General features: G+C 65.5%; 15 protein-coding genes. 5 read left to right on the top strand and 10 right to left on the bottom strand.

Annotated features, from left to right (window positions below; genetic code table 11):
• Positions 1-22: 22 nt before the first annotated feature.
• The 5 genes from ACZ1H8_RS03220 to ACZ1H8_RS03200 all read right to left on the bottom strand — a co-directional run bounded on the left by ACZ1H8_RS03220 (position 23) and on the right by ACZ1H8_RS03200 (position 5,027).
• Entirely contained in the window at positions 23-1,288 is a 1,266-nt protein-coding gene (locus ACZ1H8_RS03220; RefSeq protein ID WP_465179968.1) for a nucleotide pyrophosphatase/phosphodiesterase family protein, read from the bottom strand.
• A 37-nt stretch (positions 1,289-1,325) separates the two neighbouring features.
• The gene (locus ACZ1H8_RS03215) at positions 1,326-2,693 is read right to left on the bottom strand and encodes a hypothetical protein (RefSeq protein WP_465179967.1); all 1,368 of its coding nucleotides are present in this window, start codon (positions 2,691-2,693) and stop codon (positions 1,326-1,328) included.
• 43 nt (positions 2,694-2,736) lie between these two features.
• Positions 2,737-3,078, bottom strand: coding sequence for a hypothetical protein (locus ACZ1H8_RS03210; protein ID WP_465179966.1), 342 nt, complete (start codon positions 3,076-3,078; stop codon positions 2,737-2,739).
• 68 nt (positions 3,079-3,146) lie between these two features.
• Entirely contained in the window at positions 3,147-4,247 is a 1,101-nt protein-coding gene (gene ychF, locus ACZ1H8_RS03205) for a redox-regulated ATPase YchF (protein WP_465179965.1), read from the bottom strand.
• A 72-nt stretch (positions 4,248-4,319) separates the two neighbouring features.
• Positions 4,320-5,027, bottom strand: coding sequence for a hypothetical protein (locus ACZ1H8_RS03200; protein ID WP_465179964.1), 708 nt, complete (start codon positions 5,025-5,027; stop codon positions 4,320-4,322).
• A 154-nt stretch (positions 5,028-5,181) separates the two neighbouring features.
• Between ACZ1H8_RS03200 and ACZ1H8_RS03195 the strand changes: the two genes are divergently transcribed.
• Both ACZ1H8_RS03195 and ACZ1H8_RS03190 read left to right on the top strand, forming a co-directional pair.
• Positions 5,182-5,748 carry a hypothetical protein gene (locus tag ACZ1H8_RS03195; RefSeq protein ID WP_465179963.1) on the top strand — a complete coding sequence of 189 codons (567 nt, stop codon included), beginning with the start codon at positions 5,182-5,184 and terminating at the stop codon, positions 5,746-5,748.
• A gap of 160 nt (positions 5,749-5,908) precedes the next feature.
• A complete protein-coding gene (locus ACZ1H8_RS03190; RefSeq protein WP_465179962.1) occupies positions 5,909-6,973 on the top strand; it encodes a transferrin-binding protein-like solute binding protein in 1,065 nt (354 codons plus the stop codon).
• A 91-nt stretch (positions 6,974-7,064) separates the two neighbouring features.
• On the opposite strand, the gene pth is transcribed toward ACZ1H8_RS03190, so the two are convergent.
• From pth to ACZ1H8_RS03170, 4 genes are all read right to left on the bottom strand, one after another.
• Positions 7,065-7,637: an aminoacyl-tRNA hydrolase gene (gene pth, locus ACZ1H8_RS03185; protein WP_465179961.1), complete on the bottom strand. Its 573-nt coding sequence runs from the start codon at positions 7,635-7,637 to the stop codon at positions 7,065-7,067.
• Positions 7,638-7,714: 77 nt separating this feature from the next.
• A complete protein-coding gene (locus ACZ1H8_RS03180) occupies positions 7,715-8,329 on the bottom strand; it encodes a 50S ribosomal protein L25/general stress protein Ctc (RefSeq protein ID WP_465179960.1) in 615 nt (204 codons plus the stop codon).
• A 139-nt stretch (positions 8,330-8,468) separates the two neighbouring features.
• Positions 8,469-9,347, bottom strand: coding sequence for a TraB/GumN family protein (locus ACZ1H8_RS03175; protein WP_465179959.1), 879 nt, complete (start codon positions 9,345-9,347; stop codon positions 8,469-8,471).
• 9 nt (positions 9,348-9,356) lie between these two features.
• On the bottom strand, positions 9,357-10,400 hold the full coding sequence (locus ACZ1H8_RS03170; protein ID WP_465179958.1) for a TraB/GumN family protein: 1,044 nt from the start codon (positions 10,398-10,400) through the stop codon (positions 9,357-9,359).
• Between the two features lie 131 nt (positions 10,401-10,531).
• Between ACZ1H8_RS03170 and ACZ1H8_RS03165 the strand changes: the two genes are divergently transcribed.
• The 3 genes from ACZ1H8_RS03165 to ppdK all read left to right on the top strand — a co-directional run bounded on the left by ACZ1H8_RS03165 (position 10,532) and on the right by ppdK (position 16,175).
• Positions 10,532-11,386, top strand: coding sequence for a glycine--tRNA ligase subunit alpha (locus ACZ1H8_RS03165; protein ID WP_465181325.1), 855 nt, complete (start codon positions 10,532-10,534; stop codon positions 11,384-11,386).
• Positions 11,383-13,386 carry a glycine--tRNA ligase subunit beta gene (glyS, locus tag ACZ1H8_RS03160; RefSeq protein WP_465179957.1) on the top strand — a complete coding sequence of 668 codons (2,004 nt, stop codon included), beginning with the start codon at positions 11,383-11,385 and terminating at the stop codon, positions 13,384-13,386. The genes ACZ1H8_RS03165 and glyS overlap by 4 nt, the downstream gene beginning before the upstream one ends.
• Before the next feature lie 122 nt (positions 13,387-13,508).
• On the top strand, positions 13,509-16,175 hold the full coding sequence (gene ppdK, locus ACZ1H8_RS03155; RefSeq protein WP_465179956.1) for a pyruvate, phosphate dikinase: 2,667 nt from the start codon (positions 13,509-13,511) through the stop codon (positions 16,173-16,175).
• Positions 16,176-16,230: 55 nt separating this feature from the next.
• Here the strand turns inward: ppdK and ACZ1H8_RS03150 are convergent, their stop codons facing one another.
• Positions 16,231-17,226, bottom strand: a complete 996-nt coding sequence (locus tag ACZ1H8_RS03150; RefSeq protein WP_465179955.1) for a type II secretion system F family protein — start codon at positions 17,224-17,226, stop codon at positions 16,231-16,233.
• Between the last annotated feature and the right edge of the window lie 2 nt (positions 17,227-17,228).

Here is a 17,228-nt window from a genome sequence, read left to right as displayed (position 1 = left end):
AAGTTGGGCAAGTCCCTTTGCGTCACTTCGCCAATGCGCTGCGGAACACCGTGTCGCTGCCGTCCTTGCCGGCCACTGGCGGCAGGCCGATCAGGTCGCGCAGCAGCGGATAGACGTCGACATTGTCGAACGCCGGCAGCTTCGCTGCGCGGAAGGCAGGACCATTGGCGATGAACAGAGCGGTCATGTCCGGCGCGAAATTATCGTAACCGTGATTGCCGCCCGAGAAGTTCCCCGACGGCGCCTTTTCCATGATGGCCCAGCCCGTCTCCGCCAGGCACAGGATCGGCGGAATGCGCGGGTTGCGGCCGTAATGGAAGCGCTCCGGAATCTCGGCCTTGCGCCAGCATTCCATGTGCGGCCGCCTGCCGAGCAACGCCTTCTCGACCAGTGCTTCCTTCCCGGCGGCGGGTTCGATCGTCGCATAGGGACCGTTCTCGACCACGCGGTAGCTGCCGGGGGCGAGGATCGCATCCAGCGCGACCACCCGCGTGCTGCTGGTCGCGGCCATGCCGTGATCGGCGACGACGACGATATTGGCGGGCTGGTTCATCGCGGCGAGGCCATCGGCCAGCTGGCCGATCCAGCGATCCACTTCCGCCACTGCCTCGGTCGTATGCGGGTCGGCAGGACCCCAGCGATGACCGGCGGTGTCGACCGTGTCGAAATAGGTGGTGATGAATTTCGGGCGGATCGCGGCCGGCCGGCGGACCCAGTCGAGCACGCCGAGCACGCGCTGATCGCCGCTGATGACCTGGTTGAACTGTGCCCAGTCACTGGGGCGGGTGCCGCCGGAAATCTCGTAAGACCAGTCCGAAGCCTTCCGTCCGCCGACCGCGACGTTCGACCCCGGCCAGAACATCGTGCCGGTGCGGATCCCGGCTTGCTCGGCATCGACCCAGATCGGCATCGCCTCGTTCCACCAGAAGGGATCGTCGGTGGCCATGGTGAAGACCTCGCCGGGGCGGGCCTTGTCTTCCATCTTGTTCGCGGTGATGCCGTTGCGATCGGGGCGCAGACCGGTGACGATCGTCCAGTGATTGGGGAAAGTCTTGGACGGGAAGCTGGGTCGCATCGGTCCGCTGGCGCCGGTTGCGGCCAGGCGCGACAGGTTCGGCGTCACCCCGCGATCGAGATAGTCGGGGCGGAAGCCGTCGATCGAGATCAGGATCGTGATCGGCGCCCGCACCTCCGCGGGAGCTGTCGCGATCGTCTGGGCCCGGGCGGCAATCGACGGACAGGTGAGGACCGCAATGGCAGCGGCGACGAAGGAGAGAAGTGAACGCATCGCCGCCGCTTGCCAGCCTCGGGTTACCGGTTGATGTCTAGTCGCCCAGCGAGAGCCGGGCGAACAGCGTATAGGCGAACGGCGCGCGACCATAGGCGGAATCGAGCGCCGCTGGCTTGGCGAAGGTCGCGACCGATCCGCCGAGCGCGAGGTTAACGTCTTTCGTGAGACGGAAGCGATGGGCATAGCCCGCCTCGAAGCGGGTCACCCGGAACGCCGTGTCGTGCAGCGGGTCCGAATGATCGGGAAACAACTCGTCATTGGCGACATTCTCGATTCGCCCGAACAGATTGTGGCCGCCCACCGGGTTCCAGTTCGCTTCGGCCAGCCATGCGGTCAGCGTCTGGCCGGGCAAGCGGTTCTTGGCGGAGAAGGCGACGAGGCCGCTGAGCTTGGCGTCCGAATATTGGACGCTCGCGGTGGTCCGGGCCTCGTCTTGGCCGGGGTGCAGGGCCTCCGGATCCTTCAGCCGGCCATGGCTGACCTGCAGCGCCCAGTTGGGCGTCGGGGTCAGCGTGGTGCGCACGCTCCAGCTGTCGAGTTTCGGCGTCTCGATGTCCCAACGCGATTCATCGGGCTCGCGCCCGCGAAAGGCCGATCCTTCGATCTGGAACAGCGAGGACGCATAGCCTGCGGTGATCACGCCATAGGTGATGTGCGTGCTGTCGAACCAATGATGCGTGATCGGCGCCTGCGGCAGATAGCGCGACGAGCGCCGGTGCATGAAGGCGGACGGCCCGAGCGCGGGTTCGGCCACAGGTCCCCCGTACAGGAAAAGCGATGCGTTCTCGCTTACGGGGATGTCCACCCGCGCCGCCAATTCCATGAACAGGTCGTGCGGATGCTGGCGGTCGACCAGCGACTGGCCGTTGGCGGTTTCGCCGGTGGCGAACAGGTTGGGATAGCCGCGTGCGCCCATCAGCGGCTCCAGGCTGAGCATCGAGCGCAGCTGGAGCTTTGCCCCGCCGAAATCGCGATCGGCTGTGATCATCGCCATCGACTGGACGAAGGCCATGTCGTCGCCGCGCGGACCGCTCTGGTCGGTATAGGCGGCCCAGGCATATCCATGTGCCATCACCATCCAGTCACCGGATGTCAGATGGACGCCGGTCATCCGCCCATCGGCACCGGGCAGTCGCGCGGTGCCCGACCCTGCCCCATAGGCGGGCCAGGCGGGTCTGGACGCTTCAGAAGCGCCATGCCCCTGATGCTGGTTGTGATCCTCGGCCGGGCGATGGCCCTGATGGGCGCTATGGTCCTGCATCGGTGTGGAAGGCGCCGGGGTAGATGCCGGATCGGTCGGGGGCATGATGTGGCCGTCATGGCCCTGATGGTCCTGCGCCATGGCTGACGTCGCCATGAGCGCGCCCGCGGCCACGGCCGCGAGCAACTTGATTTTCGACATGTTGGTCTCCGAAGTCGTGAGGATGCGCCTGGGGCGCAGATCGTCAGGCTTCGGATCGCGGAGGGGGCGTGTCGGGGGCAGGGGCGGCGATCGTATCGCCGGTAACGCGACGCGGCGCGTCGAGGATGAGTGCATGGCGCAAAGGCGCAGCCATGATCGCGGGTCGGATCGTTGCCGGCGCGACGCAGCCGATGCACAATCCTTCGGCCGGCATCTGCTTGATCGGCTCCGGTTTGGACGGAGCGTGATCGCCACGGTCGGCGATGGCATGCATCCCCGCCATGTCGTCCATCATCTGCATCTCCGGCTGCGGCGCATCATGGCACGATGCCATGGCCGGCATCGGCAGCGCGATCAGCAGGGCAAGGAGCAGGCGAAGCAGCATCGCGGCCAATCTAGCGTGGCGGGGCCGCCGTTCCAACTCTTTGGAGCAGCGGCACCGTCAGGCGGGTGTCAGACGTTGAAGCGGAATAGCAGGACGTCGCCGTCCTGGACGACATATTCCTTGCCTTCCGAGCGCAGCTTGCCGTTGTCGCGCGCGCCGGCTTCGCCCTTGAACTGGATATAGTCGTTGAACGCGATGGTCTCGGCACGGATGAAGCCGCGCTCGAAATCGGAATGGATCGCGCCCGCCGCCTGGGGCGCCTTGGCGCCGACCTCGACGGTCCAGGCGCGCGCTTCCTTGGGGCCGACGGTGAAGAAGGTCAGAAGGTGGAGCAGCTTGTATCCGGCGCGGATCACGCGGGCGAGGCCGGTTTCCTCCAGGCCCAGTTCGGAGAGGAACTCGCCGCGTTCTTCGGTCGGCATCGTCGCGATCTCGGCCTCGATCGCGGCAGAGACCACGACGGCTTCGGCGCCCTCCGCCTTGGCCTTTTCGAACACGCGCGCGGAGAAGGCGTTGCCGTTCGCCGCATCCTCCTCGTTGACGTTGCAGACATAGAGAACGGGCTTGCCGGTCAGGAGCTGCGCCTGGGTGAACACGCGCGCTTCCTCGGCATCCTTCGGCTCGGTCAGGCGGGCGGGCTTGCCGTCGCGCAGCAGGTCGAGCGCCTGGCCCAGCACGCTGGCCGCGACCTTGGCATCCTTGTCGCCCTGAGCGGCTTTCTTCTGAAAAGCGGGGACGCGCTTTTCCAGGCTCTCCAGGTCGGCGAGCATCAGCTCGGTCTCGACCGTCTCGGCATCAGCAATCGGATCGACTTTGTTGTCGACATGCTGGATGTCGTCATTCTCGAAGCAGCGCAGGACGTGGACGATCGCATCCACCTCGCGGATGTTGCCCAGGAACTGGTTGCCCAGGCCTTCGCCCTTGCTGGCGCCGCGCACCAGTCCGGCGATATCGACGAAGCCGAGCTGGGTCTCGATGATCTTGGCCGATCCGGCGATCTCGGCGAGCTGGTTCAGACGAGGGTCGGGCACCGCGACATTCCCGACATTGGGTTCGATCGTGCAGAAGGGATAGTTGGCCGCCTGCGCCGCCGCGGTTTCGGTCAGCGCATTGAAGAGCGTGGACTTGCCGACGTTCGGAAGGCCGACGATGCCGCAGCGGAAACCCATGGGAAAATGCCTGTTCGTGAAATTCAGGAAAGGCGGTCCCGATAGAGGCTTCCCCGGCGGATTGCTAGGGACTCAGGCCCAGGAACGTCTGCGTGCGGGAGCATCGCTGCGCCCCCGCGAGAACATGAGCCCCGCAGTACCCAGGATCAGGGCAATCAACGTCTGTGTCTGGAGCATCGGCAGCAGATCGGTGACGCCTAGCGCATGATAGGCGCGGCCGAAAAACTGGCCGAGCGAGGGCACGACATTGGAAAGATAGGGAGTCAGCGCGAAGCCGGCGAGCCAGGACGGCGCAGACACGAAGCCGGCGGCCAGCATGACGAAGCCCAGCACGGCTTTCCATGCACCGCTGGCACCCTGCTGCTCATCGCCCGCAACACTAAGACACACCAGGGAGACCAGCAGGAAGAGCAGCTGGGTACCGCCATGGGTTACGCCGGCTTCGTCGAGAAAGCCCGGCTGACCGATGTCGTCCAGTGCCAGCAGCAACGGCACGGCCCCCGCTGTCGCGAGGAGCACAAACGGGAAGGTAAAGGCGAACATGCCAACCGCGAGACTGCGTCCGGCGACCGCGACCAGCAACGGGATCAGGACCAGCGCCAGCATCAGTCCGCTGCCATAATGATCGAGTGCGCCCGCCAGCAGCTCGCAGCGGCCGCTGATGCCGCTGCACCCTGACCTGGCGATGACTGCCTCGATCAGGAACGGCAGGGACACGATCAGCCCTGCGAACAGCCCGAACAGGCCTAGCCAGCGACGGATGAAGACTTCCGCGGTCATGCGCGCTCCGAAATGCGGGGCCTGGTCGAAATCGTGCCCGATCCGGACCGGTCTAGCATCTCCAGCTTGCCGGGACGTTGCCGGTCAGGGTTAATAAGCGCTTCGATAACTGCGCCGGGCCCGGGGAGGCATCGGCGTTTGCAGGGGGGATGTCATGATCATCAGAAGCGCTGCGCTTGCGGCCCTGTGCGCAATCACCGCGCTTGGCGGATGCACCGATCAACAGGCTCAGGCCAAGGCGGACGCCGACGCTCGGGCTGCCGCGGAGAAGAAGCTTGCGGCCCGCAAGATGCGCACGGCTGTCGATAACGACATCCGGTGCCTGAACGCACTCGAATGGCAGAAAAAGGCGCTTGCCGGTGCCGGGATCGGGCCGGTCGCCCTGTATGAAGGACATTATCGGGACCGGTTGGCCAAGACGCTGGGCGATCAGGTGATCAGCGAACCACCGGCCCCCGATCTCGGAAGCGGGACGATCGATCCCTATCTCGCCTGGTCCTACCCCCGACAGGTCAAGGAGGTGTTCACCGCCGGAAGCGATGTCGACCGTGACGGGATGATCTCGCCCAAGGAACGGAGCAATCGCGGCTTCTCCATCGTCCAGAGCTGCGTGCAGTTCGTGGCGGAGGCGGGGAAGGGGCCGCTGGCGGGCAAGGACAAGGTGGGGCGCATGCTCCGAATCCAGGAACTGCGCGAACGGTTGAAGGACAAGGACGCATAAGGCCGGCGCCCACGAATGCGTCGCGGGTAAACTGTGTTTCCCGCGCAACCGACAGATAGAACCGTCCGGCCTGAATGAGGCTCGACGGGGCTCGTTCATCCGCGGTACAGGCGACACGGCCTTTCGGTGCCAACAGGGATTCCTAAGGAGCAGGGTTTTTATGATTCGCCGTTCGTATGTGATGAGTGCCGCTGTACTGCCGCTCGCCTTTGCGCTTGCTGCATGCGGCGGTGGCGATGACAATGCCACGCCGTCGCCCTCTCCGACCCCCAGTGCATCGCCGACGCCGACCTCGTCGCCGAGCTATGCCAGCTTCCCGCTGAGCGGTGCCGCCGAGTTTATCACGATCACCGGGTTCACGACCTATACCGGCAATCTGGATACCGGACCGGTCACCTTGGGCGTTGCGGGCGTTGGGCCCGCTTCGCAGCGTGTGCGCGTCGGCTATGGAACCGCGGATCCCACCGCCGCGACGACTTCGCTGCCTTATGTTATCCGCGAGAACACCGAGGAGGCCCGGCTTTCGGCGGGTGATCTGACCGTCGCGCCGACGCCGACCGTGACCGAGTTCGTATTCCGTCAGACGCCGACCCCGACTCCGACTTCAACCACATCACCCACGCCGACCCCGACGCCCGTCCCCGGTCGCTACAATGAGGTGGCGTTCCTCAACAATACGGTCCCGAGCAAATTCACCAACGACAGCACGCTGGCATTGTCGCGCGTGACCTATGCGAATTGGCAGCGGGCGGACAGCCTGACCGGCGCGACGCGCATCACGAGCGCGGTTTACGGGTACCCGACCGTACTGAGCGACCTGCCCACTACGGGAAGCACGACCTATACTGCCCGTATCTCCGGTCGCATCGTACGCGTCGCTACCGGGAGCAGCGGTGCCGGCCGAAACGAGAAACTGGGCGGTACGCTGACCGTAACCTCCAATTGGGCAACCGGCGTTGTCAACGTCACCGTCAATCTTGTTACGATTGCGGCCGATGGAACGCAGACCCCCTTCGCGACCTATGCCGGTTCGGCCTCCAGGCCGGTTGGCACGACCGAGTTCAACGGTCCGTCGATCTCCGGCTCGCAACTCGCTGGCTCGATCCAGGGTAGCTTCTTCGGCAGCGCTGGCGAACAGATCGGATTTACCTTTGCCAGCTCGGGCACCTTTGGTGGGGACGACTATACGCTCAGCGCTGCAGTCGTCGGCAAGCGCAACAGCTGAGGTACCCCCCCCGGTACCGCGGTGACGATGAGACGAAGGGGCTCGGCGCGAAGGCGCCGGGCCCCTTTTCTTGGACGTCGCCTGGTAAGCGTCAATCGCGCTGCAGGCGCACCGCAATGTCGCTCATGAACCGCGCATCGTTGCCCGCCGCCAGCCACGGTGCTTCCGCCGCGATCGCGCCGAGCATGTCGGTCAGGTCCTCGATCTCCGCCTTGGCATAGTTGCCGAGCACATAACCGGTGACCCGGTCCTTATGCCCCGGATGCCCGATGCCCAGGCGAACCCGACGAAAGTCGGGGCCGATATGCTGATCGGTCGAGCGCAGGCCGTTATGACCCGCAGTGCCGCCGCCGATCTTCACCTTCACCTTGAACGGCGCCAGATCGAGCTCGTCGTGAAAGACCGTCACGTCGGCCGGGGTCAGCTTGTAGAAGTCCATCGCGGCGCGGACCGCGCGGCCGCTCTCGTTCATGAAGGTGCCCGGCTTCAGCAGGACCAGTTTCTCGGTGCCGGTGCGGCCGTCCTGGGTCCAGCCCTGGAACTGCTTCTTGGGCGGCGAGAAGTCATGGACCTCGGCAATGGCATCGATCGCCATGAAGCCGACATTGTGCCGGTGCATCGCATATTGCGGACCCGGATTGCCCAGGCCGACCCAAAGCTGCATCACATTCCCCGAAAATGAAGATCGCCCCCGCACCTAGGGCGCGGAGGCGATCTTTTGAACCGTGAAGTTCGAAGCGATTACTCGGCTTCGGCTTCGCCCGCTTCGGTCTGCGTCGTGTCGCCCTCGGTCGACTTGAGCGCCGACGGGGCAACCACGGTCGCGATGGTGAAGTCGCGGTCGGTGATCGACGGGGTTGCGCCCTTGGGCAGGGTCACGGCCGAGATGTGGATCGAGTCGCCGACTTCCAGGCCCTTGAGCGAGATGGTGATGTCGTCGGGGATCTGCGCCGCGTCGACGACCAGCTCGAGCTCGTGGCGAACGATGTTGAGAACGCCGCCGCGCTTGATGCCCGGGGCCTCTTCTTCGTCGGCGAAGATGATCGGCACCGCGACGGTGACGGTCGCGTGCTCGCTGATGCGCAGGAAATCGACATGGACCGGACGGTCGGTGACGACGTCGAAGGTGACGTCCTTCGGCAGCGTGCGCTCGCCGTTGACCATAACGACCGAATTGAAGAAGTGGCCGGTCATCAGCAGCTTGGTCAGCTCGCGCTCGTTGACATGGATGCCAACGGGGTCTGCCTTGTTGCCATAGATGACGGCGGGTACGCGGCCTTCACGACGAAGCGCACGGGAGGCTCCCTTGCCAACCCGGTCGCGCGTCTCGGCCGACAGCGTAAGCGTATCGCTCATGTGTCGAATTCCTGTTGCGCTAGATGGTTATGTGCGTCTTGCCGGACAGGCCTCCAGGGATGACCCTGCCAAGCAAGCGTGCGCCCATAACGGAAAGACCCGTAAAGGGCAAGCAGAGCGGCCGAGGCTGGGTGGCGGGTCAATAGCGGATGCGAGTGACCTTCAACCCGCGGCGCTGCAACTCGCGCTGGAGGCTGTTATCGCCTGCCAGATGGCCCGCGCCGACCGCAACGAAAACGACGCCGGGCTTGCGCAGGCGTGCTGCCACCCAACCCGCCCAATTGCGGTTGCGCTGGATTAGCAGCGCCTGGGTCAGCTCTGGAGACTTTGACAAATCCTCGTTCATAAGGGCGGCGAGCGCCTCGGTATCACCCTTGCCCCAGGCGGTAACGATCCGGTCCATCGTCGTCCCCGCAGTAGTCATGCTGTCCAGCGTCTCGCCCAGCAGTACCTGCTGCGCGGCGGGGGAAAGGGTGTCGAAATAGCCGAATTGCTGGCGCGGAGTTTCGAGGCCGGAAATCTTCTTCTTCGATTTCTTCGCGGCCGCAGTCAGCACGCTTTCCACGCCATAGGCGCTGTCATAGCCCTCGGCCCGGTTGGGCAGCACCGCAAGCTGGATCGCGGCGAGCCAAGGCTCGTATTTCTCGACCATGTCCTCGCGCTGGCCTGCGCGCTTCAACGACTCGCGCACCCGCTTGGCTAGCTCGGGCGGAAGCTGCTGGCTTAGCCGGGTGCCGGCAGGGAGCTCACCCATCTCCCGCAGCATCTCTGCGGTCTCGGCCTGGGGCGGCAAAACCACCTCGACCACCAGCTCGCGGCTGTGGTCGAACGCGTTCTTCACCGCCTCGTCGAACCAGCTCAGGCCGGGACGCAGCGCATGGACCGACCCGAACAGATAGATGGTCGTGTCCCGGTCCTTCACGACCCACAGGGCGGGGTCGACATCGCGGTCGGGTTCCTTCGCGGCGCAGGACAGAAGGGCCAGCGGGGCGAGCAGCCAGAGCAGGTTACGAAACATGGCTCTTCCCTACTGCACGCGCACGACGCGGACACCCTGTTTCTCGAGCAGATCGATCACCGATCCCGGTCCGACGAAATGACCCGCACCCGCTGCAAACAATAGCGTCCCGGGCTTGCTCAACCGCTCGCGCAGCTTCACGACCCAGGCTCGGTTGCGGTCGTCGAGCAGCGGCGCTGCCATCAACCCGGCGGGATCGAGGTCTTCCGGGCGGATCCGCAGGATCGAGTCCGGTCCGACGTCGCCCTTCGCCCAGGCATGGGCGCCGCTGTCCATCTCCTCATGGTTGCGCTCCGGCGAGAGGATCGCCGCCTCCAGCATCATTTGCTGGGCCGCCTCGGGGATTGCATCGAGCGATGCGGTCACCGCCTTCGCATCCTCGATTGCCGCGACCGGGCGCCCCGTCTCTCTAAAATGCTTTTCCAGCCAGTCGTCGGCACCCTGATCGAGGATTTCGCCGGCCTTCATGTCGCGCACCGATCCCAGGGTCATGGCCGCCAGCCAGGTCGGCATCTCGTCGAGCGACTTGGCGACGTCGGACGGCAGGTCGTTCTGCATTTGCGCAAGCTGTGCGCGGATCCGATGGGTGCTGCGATCCAGCAGCGGCCGCAATTTCTGGCCGTTGCCATCGGTGTGGGTCAGGTTGGCGGCGTCCTCGTCATCGGCCTCGGTCGATTCCAGCCAGAGCGTGTCGGCGCGGCGGATGACATCGTCCAGCCCGGGGTTGCGCCAGCGAAACCCGGGCGGCAGCGCGTGCACGGTGCCGAACAGATAGATGGTCGTATCGGCGTCGCCGATCTTCCAGATGGCGGGTTTGGGATCGTAATTCTGCGACGCGGCAACGCGCTTGCGTTCGCGCTCGAGCGCCGCCTCCCATTTGGCATCGGGCTTCGCCGCATCGCTGTTCTTGACGTCGACCTGCTTCGGCGGCGCGGCCGAGGCCTTCGGGTTCGGGCCGACCTGCGCACTCGTCGGTGCGGCAGCCAGGAACAGCGCGGCCAGTGCGCAGAGATATGGCCAGCACAGGGTACGACGCAGAAGGGCGAAGGTCATCAAGCACAGCAGGACATGTCGCCGCGTGGCTGTCAACGCCCCGCCATTGACCCCCCGTGGAGGCTGCGCCAAAGCGGGCCGAATTTTCGTCACTGGATGATAACGTGTCCGATCCTCTCAGCTTCCAGCGCATGATCCTGACGCTCCACGACTATTGGAGCGCTCGCGGCTGCCTGATCCTTCAGCCCTATGACATGCGCATGGGCGCGGGCACGTTTCATACCGCGACGACGCTGCGCGCGCTGGGCCCCGATCCGTGGAATGCCGCTTTCGTCCAGCCGTGCCGTCGCCCGACCGACGGCCGCTATGGCGAGAACCCGAACCGGTTGCAGCATTACTACCAGTATCAGGTGATCCTGAAGCCCAGCCCGCCCGACCTGCAGGAGCTTTACCTTGGCAGCCTGAAGGCGATCGGCATCGATTTCACCCAGCATGACATCCGCTTTGTCGAGGATGATTGGGAATCGCCGACGCTTGGCGCCTGGGGCCTGGGCTGGGAAGTGTGGTGCGACGGGATGGAGGTGACGCAGTTCACCTATTTCCAGCAGATGGGTGGGTTCGACTGCAAGCCGGTGGCGGGCGAGCTGACCTATGGGCTTGAGCGGCTGGCGATGTACATCCAGAACAAGGACAGCGTGTACGACCTGGCGTTCAACGATGCGCAGCCGGGTGTGCCGCAAATGACCTATGGCGATGTCTTCCTCGAGAATGAGCGCGAGATGTCGAAATGGAATTTCGAGGTCGCCGACACCGAGACGCTGTTCGACCTGTTCCGCAAGGCGGCGGCCGAGTGCGAGAACTGCCTGGAAGCGAAGCTGCCGATCCCGGCCTATGAGCAGGCGATCGAGGCGAGCCATATCTTCAACCTGCTGAACGCGCGCGGCGTGATCTCGGTCGCGGAGCGCCAGGCCTATATCGGCCGCGTCCGCGATCTGGCGAAGGGCAGCTGCGCGGCATGGATGGAAAAGAACGGGTGGGCGGCGTGAGCGATTTTCTTCTCGAACTCCGCTCGGAGGAAATCCCGGCGCGCATGCAGGAAAAGGCGCGCGAGGATCTGGCCCGCCTGTTCGCGGCTGAACTCGACAAGACCGGCCTGAAGGCAAGCGAGACGATCACCTATGCGACGCCGCGCCGACTGGCACTGATCGCGCGCGGCCTGCCGGCCGAAACCGCTGCGGTCAGCGAGGAGATCAAGGGGCCGCGCGCCGGTGCGCCGCCCCAGGCGCTGGAAGGCTTTCTGCGCAAGACCGGGCTGAGCGCCGACCAGCTGGTTGAGCGCGACGGTGTCCTCTACGCCGTGATCGACAAGCCTGGCCGTGCGACGGCTGAGGTGCTGGCCGAAGCGGTGCCGGCGGTGATCCGCGCCTTCCCCTGGCCCAAGTCGATGCGGTGGGGGGCGACGTCCACTTCGACCGAGAGCCAGCGCTGGGTCCGCCCGCTCCAGGGCATCGTCGCGATCTTCGGCGAGGATGTCGTGCCGTTCGAAGCGGCGGGACTGACCAGTGGCGCGGCGACCGTCGGCCACCGCTTCCACCATCCCGACATCATCACGATCGGCGGCGCGAACGACTATGTCGAGAAGCTGCGCGCCTGCCACGTCGTGGTCGATGGCGGCGAGCGCCGCGGCATCATCGCGCTGGGTGCGAAGCTGGCCGCGCAGAAAGCCGGCCTCGAATTGATCGAGGATGACGGCCTGCTGGCCGAGAATGCGGGCCTGACCGAATGGCCGGTGCCGCTGCTCGGCCGGTTCGACGAAGGCTTTCTGGACGTGCCGCCCGAGGTCATTCAGCTGACCGCGCGGGTGAACCAGAAATATTTCGTCTGCCGCGACCGTGACGGCAAGCTGGCCAACGCCTTTGTCTGCGTCGCCAATATCGACGCGGCCGATGGCGGCGAGAAGATCGTGGCGGGTAACCAGAAGGTTCTTGCCGCCCGCCTGAGCGATGCGCGCTTCTTCTACGAGACCGATCTGAAGGTCTCGCTGGCGGAACAGGCGCAGAAACTCGAGAAGATCGTGTTTCACGAGAAGCTGGGGACGGTCGCCGACAAGGTCGATCGCGTCGCCAAGCTGGCGCGCTGGCTCGTCGAGCAGGGTATCGTGCCCGGTGCCGACGCAGCCGAAACCGAGCGTGCGGCACGGCTGGCCAAGGCCGATCTCGTCACCGGCATGGTCGGCGAGTTTCCCGAGCTTCAAGGCCTGATGGGCGGCTATTATGCCGCCGCGCAGGGCGAACCGGCGGCAGTGGCCGAGGCGGTGCGCGACCATTACAAGCCGGCGGGGCAGGGCGACACCGTGCCGAGCGCCGGCGCAACGGTCGCGGTCAGCCTGGCTGACAAGCTGGACAGCATCACCCGCTTCTTCGCGGTCGATCTCAAGCCGAGCGGGTCTAAGGACCCGTTCGCTCTGCGGCGCTCGGCATTGGGCGTGCTTGCGCTGATCCTGGACAATGGCCTTCGCTTCCCGCTGGGCAGTGCGGTCGAGCAGGACGTGCTCGACTTCTTCGCCGACCGGCTGAAGGTGCAGCAGCGCGAGGCGGGGGTGCGCCACGACCTGATCGATGCGGTGTTTGCGCTGGGTAGCGAGGATGATTTCGTGCGCCTGCTCGCCCGCGTCCGCGCGCTCCAGGCATTTGTCGGAACTGAAGACGGGCGGAACCTGCTGGCGGGCTACAAGCGCGCGGCCAATATCCTGAAGAAGGAAGCCTTTGCGGCAGGCGCCACCAATCCGGCGCCCGAGCCGGCGGAGAAGGCGCTGTCCGATGCGCTCGACGCAGCCGAATCGCGTGCGGCTCAGGCAGTCGAGGCCGAGGATTTCGAAGGCGCGATGGCCGCCCTGTCGACGCTACGCGCGCCGATCGATTCCTTCTTCGATCAGGTGACGGTCAACGACTCCGATCCCGACAAGCGCGCTGCGCGTCTCGCCCTGCTCGCGCGGATGCGTGACGCGGTGCACAAGGTGGCGGATTTCGCTCGTATCGAGGGTTGATCCACCAGCTTTCTCGTCTGGCAAACAAAAGTTGCACCTGACAACGCGGTCAGCGGCTTTCCCCTTCTTCGCACCTGCGGTACGCGCGGCCCAAGCGCTAGCGGTGGGCGAAGGGAAGTCGAATGACGCAATATGTGTATCGCTTCGGCGGTGGGGTTTCCGACGGGGGCAATGGCGACAAGAACCTGCTGGGGGGCAAGGGCGCCAATCTGGACGGCATGGCGTCGATCGGCCTGCCGGTTCCTCCCGGCTTCACCATCGCGACGCCGATGTGCACCGTCTATTACGAGCAGGGCGGCAAGTTCCCCGACAGCCTGAAGGCCGAAGTCGCCAACGGAATCGCCCATATCGAAGGGCTGACCGGCAAGAAGTTCGGCGTTGCAGCGGATCCGCTGCTCGTCTCGGTCCGCTCGGGGGCGCGGGCGTCGATGCCCGGCATGATGGACACGGTGCTCAATCTCGGCCTGAACGACGACACGGTCGAAGGGCTGGCCGCGATCTCGGGCGACGCCCGCTTCGCCTGGGACAGCTATCGCCGCTTCATCCAGATGTATTCCGACGTCGTGCTCGAACTCGATCACGGCCGGTTCGAGGAAGCGCTGGAGATCGCCAAGGAGGATCGCGGCTATTCGCTCGACACCGAGATGACCGCCGACGACTGGCGCACGCTGGTCGCAGAGTACAAGGCGCTGGTGGTCGAACTGTGGGACGGCAAGCCGTTCCCGCAGGATGTGCACGATCAGCTGTGGGGCGCGATCGGCGCGGTGTTCGGGTCGTGGCAGTCGGAGCGGGCCAAGGTCTATCGCCGGCTGAACGATATCCCTGCCGATTGGGGTACCGCGGTCAACGTCCAGGCGATGGTCTTCGGCAACATGGGCGACACCTCGGCCACCGGCGTTGCCTTCACTCGCGATCCGGCCAAGGGCGACAATGCCTATTATGGCGAGTTCCTGATCAACGCGCAGGGCGAGGATGTCGTCGCCGGCATCCGCACGCCGCAATATCTGACCAAGGCCGCGCGCGAGGCAGCGGGTGCCAAGCCCCTGTCGATGGAAGAGGCGATGCCCGAGGTCTATGGCGAGTTGGCGCAGGTCTTCGACCTGCTCGAACGCCATTACCGCGACATGCAGGACATCGAGTTCACCGTCGAGCGCGGCAAGCTGTGGATGCTGCAGACGCGCGCGGGCAAGCGCACCGCCAAGGCCGCGTTGAAGATCGCGGTCGACATGGCGAACGAAGGGCTGATTACGCGCGAGGAAGCGATCCTGCGCGTCGATCCGCAGGCGCTCGATCAGCTGCTCCACCCCACGCTCGATCCCGACGCGGTGCGTGATGTGCTGACCAAGGGGCTGCCGGCGTCGCCCGGCGCGGCATCGGGCAAGGTCGTGTTCGATGCCGACACGGCGGAGAAGGCCAATGCCGCCGGCGAGTCAGTGATCCTGGTCAGGGTCGAGACCAGCCCCGAGGACATTCACGGCATGCACGCGGCCAAGGGCATCCTGACCGCACGCGGCGGCATGACCAGCCACGCTGCGGTCGTCGCCCGCGGCATGGGCAGGCCCTGCGTGTCGGGCGCCGGTACGCTGTCGATCATCGCCAAGGAAAAGCTGTTCCGCATCGGCAGCCGCGAGGTCCGTGAAGGCGACATCATCACGATCGACGGCGCGACCGGCGAGGTGATGCTGGGTGCGGTGCCGACGGTGCAGCCCGAACTGGCCGGCGATTTCGGCACTCTGATGGTGTGGGCGGACGAGGGCCGCCGCCTGAGGGTGCGCACCAATGCGGAGACCCCGCTCGACTGCCGCACCGCCCGCGATTTCGGCGCCGAGGGCATCGGCCTGTGCCGGACCGAGCATATGTTCTTCGATGCGGCGCGGATCACCGCGGTCCGCCAGATGATCCTGGCCGAGGACGAGGCCGGCCGCCGCGCCGCGCTCGACAAGCTGCTGCCTGAACAGCGCGGCGATTTCGTCGAGATCTTCGAGGTGATGGCGGGTCTGCCCTGCACGATCCGCCTGCTCGATCCGCCGCTGCACGAGTTCCTGCCGCACGAGGAGAGCGAGTTTGCCGAAGTCGCTCAGGCCGCCGGTCTGGACGTCGAAACGCTGAAGCGCCGCGCTGCCGAGCTGCACGAGTTCAACCCGATGCTGGGCCATCGCGGTTGCCGGCTGGGCGTGACCTATCCCGAAATCTACGAGATGCAGGCCCGCGCCATCTTCGAGGCGGCAGTGCTCGTCGCGCAGAAATCGGGCGATGCCCCGATTCCGGAGGTGATGATCCCGCTGGTGGGCACTCGGCGCGAGCTGGAGCTGATGAAGGCGGTGGTCGACAAGGCCGCTCAGGCGGTCTTCGCCGAACAGGGTCTTACGATCGAGTATCTGGTCGGTACGATGATCGAACTGCCGCGCGCCGCGCTGCGTGCGGCGGAAATTGCCGAGGTCGGCGAGTTCTTCAGCTTCGGCACCAACGACCTGACCCAGACGACGCTGGGCGTCAGCCGCGACGACGCCGCGCGGTTCCTGACGACCTATGTCGAGAAGGGAATCTACGCCAAGGACCCGTTCGTCTCGATCGATGTCGAGGGCGTCGGCGAACTGATCCAGCTGGCAGCGGAGCGCGGTCGCTCGACGCGGCCTGACATCAAGCTGGGCATCTGCGGCGAACATGGCGGCGATCCGGCCTCGATCGCCTTCTGCGAGAGCGTCGGCCTCGATTATGTGTCGGCCTCGCCCTATCGCGTGCCGATCGCCCGGCTCGCGGCCGCTCAGGCGGCGCTGCTGAAGAAGTGACAACTGCCCGCGGCCTGCCATCCGGCGGGCCGCGGGTTTTGCCTGATCCGCCGCCTCAGCGGTTGATGAAGCTGTCGTTGATCGAACAGGCTGCCGGGCCGAGAATGACAATGAACAGCACCGGCAGGATGAAGCAGATCAGCGGGATCGTCATGATCGCCGGCAGGCGCGCCGCCTTTTCCTCGGCGCGCATCATCCGCTCGTTGCGGAACTCGGCGGATAGCACGCGGAGCGCAGAGGCGAGCGGCGTGCCGTATTTCTCGGTCTGGATCATGGTGGTCACCACGCCGCGGATCGCGTCGAGATCGATGCGGGTCGCCAGATTCTCGAAAGCGTTGCGCCGATCGGTCAGGAATCCGAGCTCGATCGAGGTGAGCTGGAATTCCTCGCCCAGCTCGGGATAGGCACGCCCCAGTTCGCGCGCGACCCGGCCAAAGGCGGCATCGACGGTCAATCCGGCCTCGGCGCAGATGACGAGCAGATCGAGCGCGTCGGGCAGCCCCTTGCGGATCGCATGGCTGCGCTTCTGGATCTTGTTCTTCAGATACAGGTCGGGAAATTTGTAGGACAGGATGAAGCTGACCGCGACGAGGCCATATTGCTTCATCGGCGTCCAGTCGGCGAAGACCGGCGTGAAATAGACCAGCCAGATCATCGGGCCGCCGATCACGATCGGCAGCACGAGCCGGCCGAAGATGACCGCCGGCGCCCACTCCTTCGATCGGATGCCGGCCTGCATCAGCTTGACCTGGGCCTGCTTGACCTGGCTGTCCTGCAGCACCTTGAGCGAGGACAGGAAGGCGCGGATCTTGTCGGCATTCTCGTTGCGCTGGACCAGCTTGGCGCGTCGCTTCGAGGTCGAGGCGGTGATGCCCGCCTTCAGCTGCTCGCGGCGTTCGTTCAGCGCCTTGACCCGCTTGGTCATCGGGTCGCGCACCGTGGTCGCCGCATAGACGGCGACCATCATCGACAGCGCGGCGATCGCGGCGAGCAGGGTCGCCACCCAGAGGACGTCGACGCCAAGGATCGTTGGGCCGGATGCAGCGGTCATGT

It is taken from the genome of Sphingomonas sp. BL-S-25, assembly GCF_055521555.1.
Note: the sequence above shows the minus strand (reverse complement) of the source record. Positions and strands in the feature narration are given on the sequence as shown.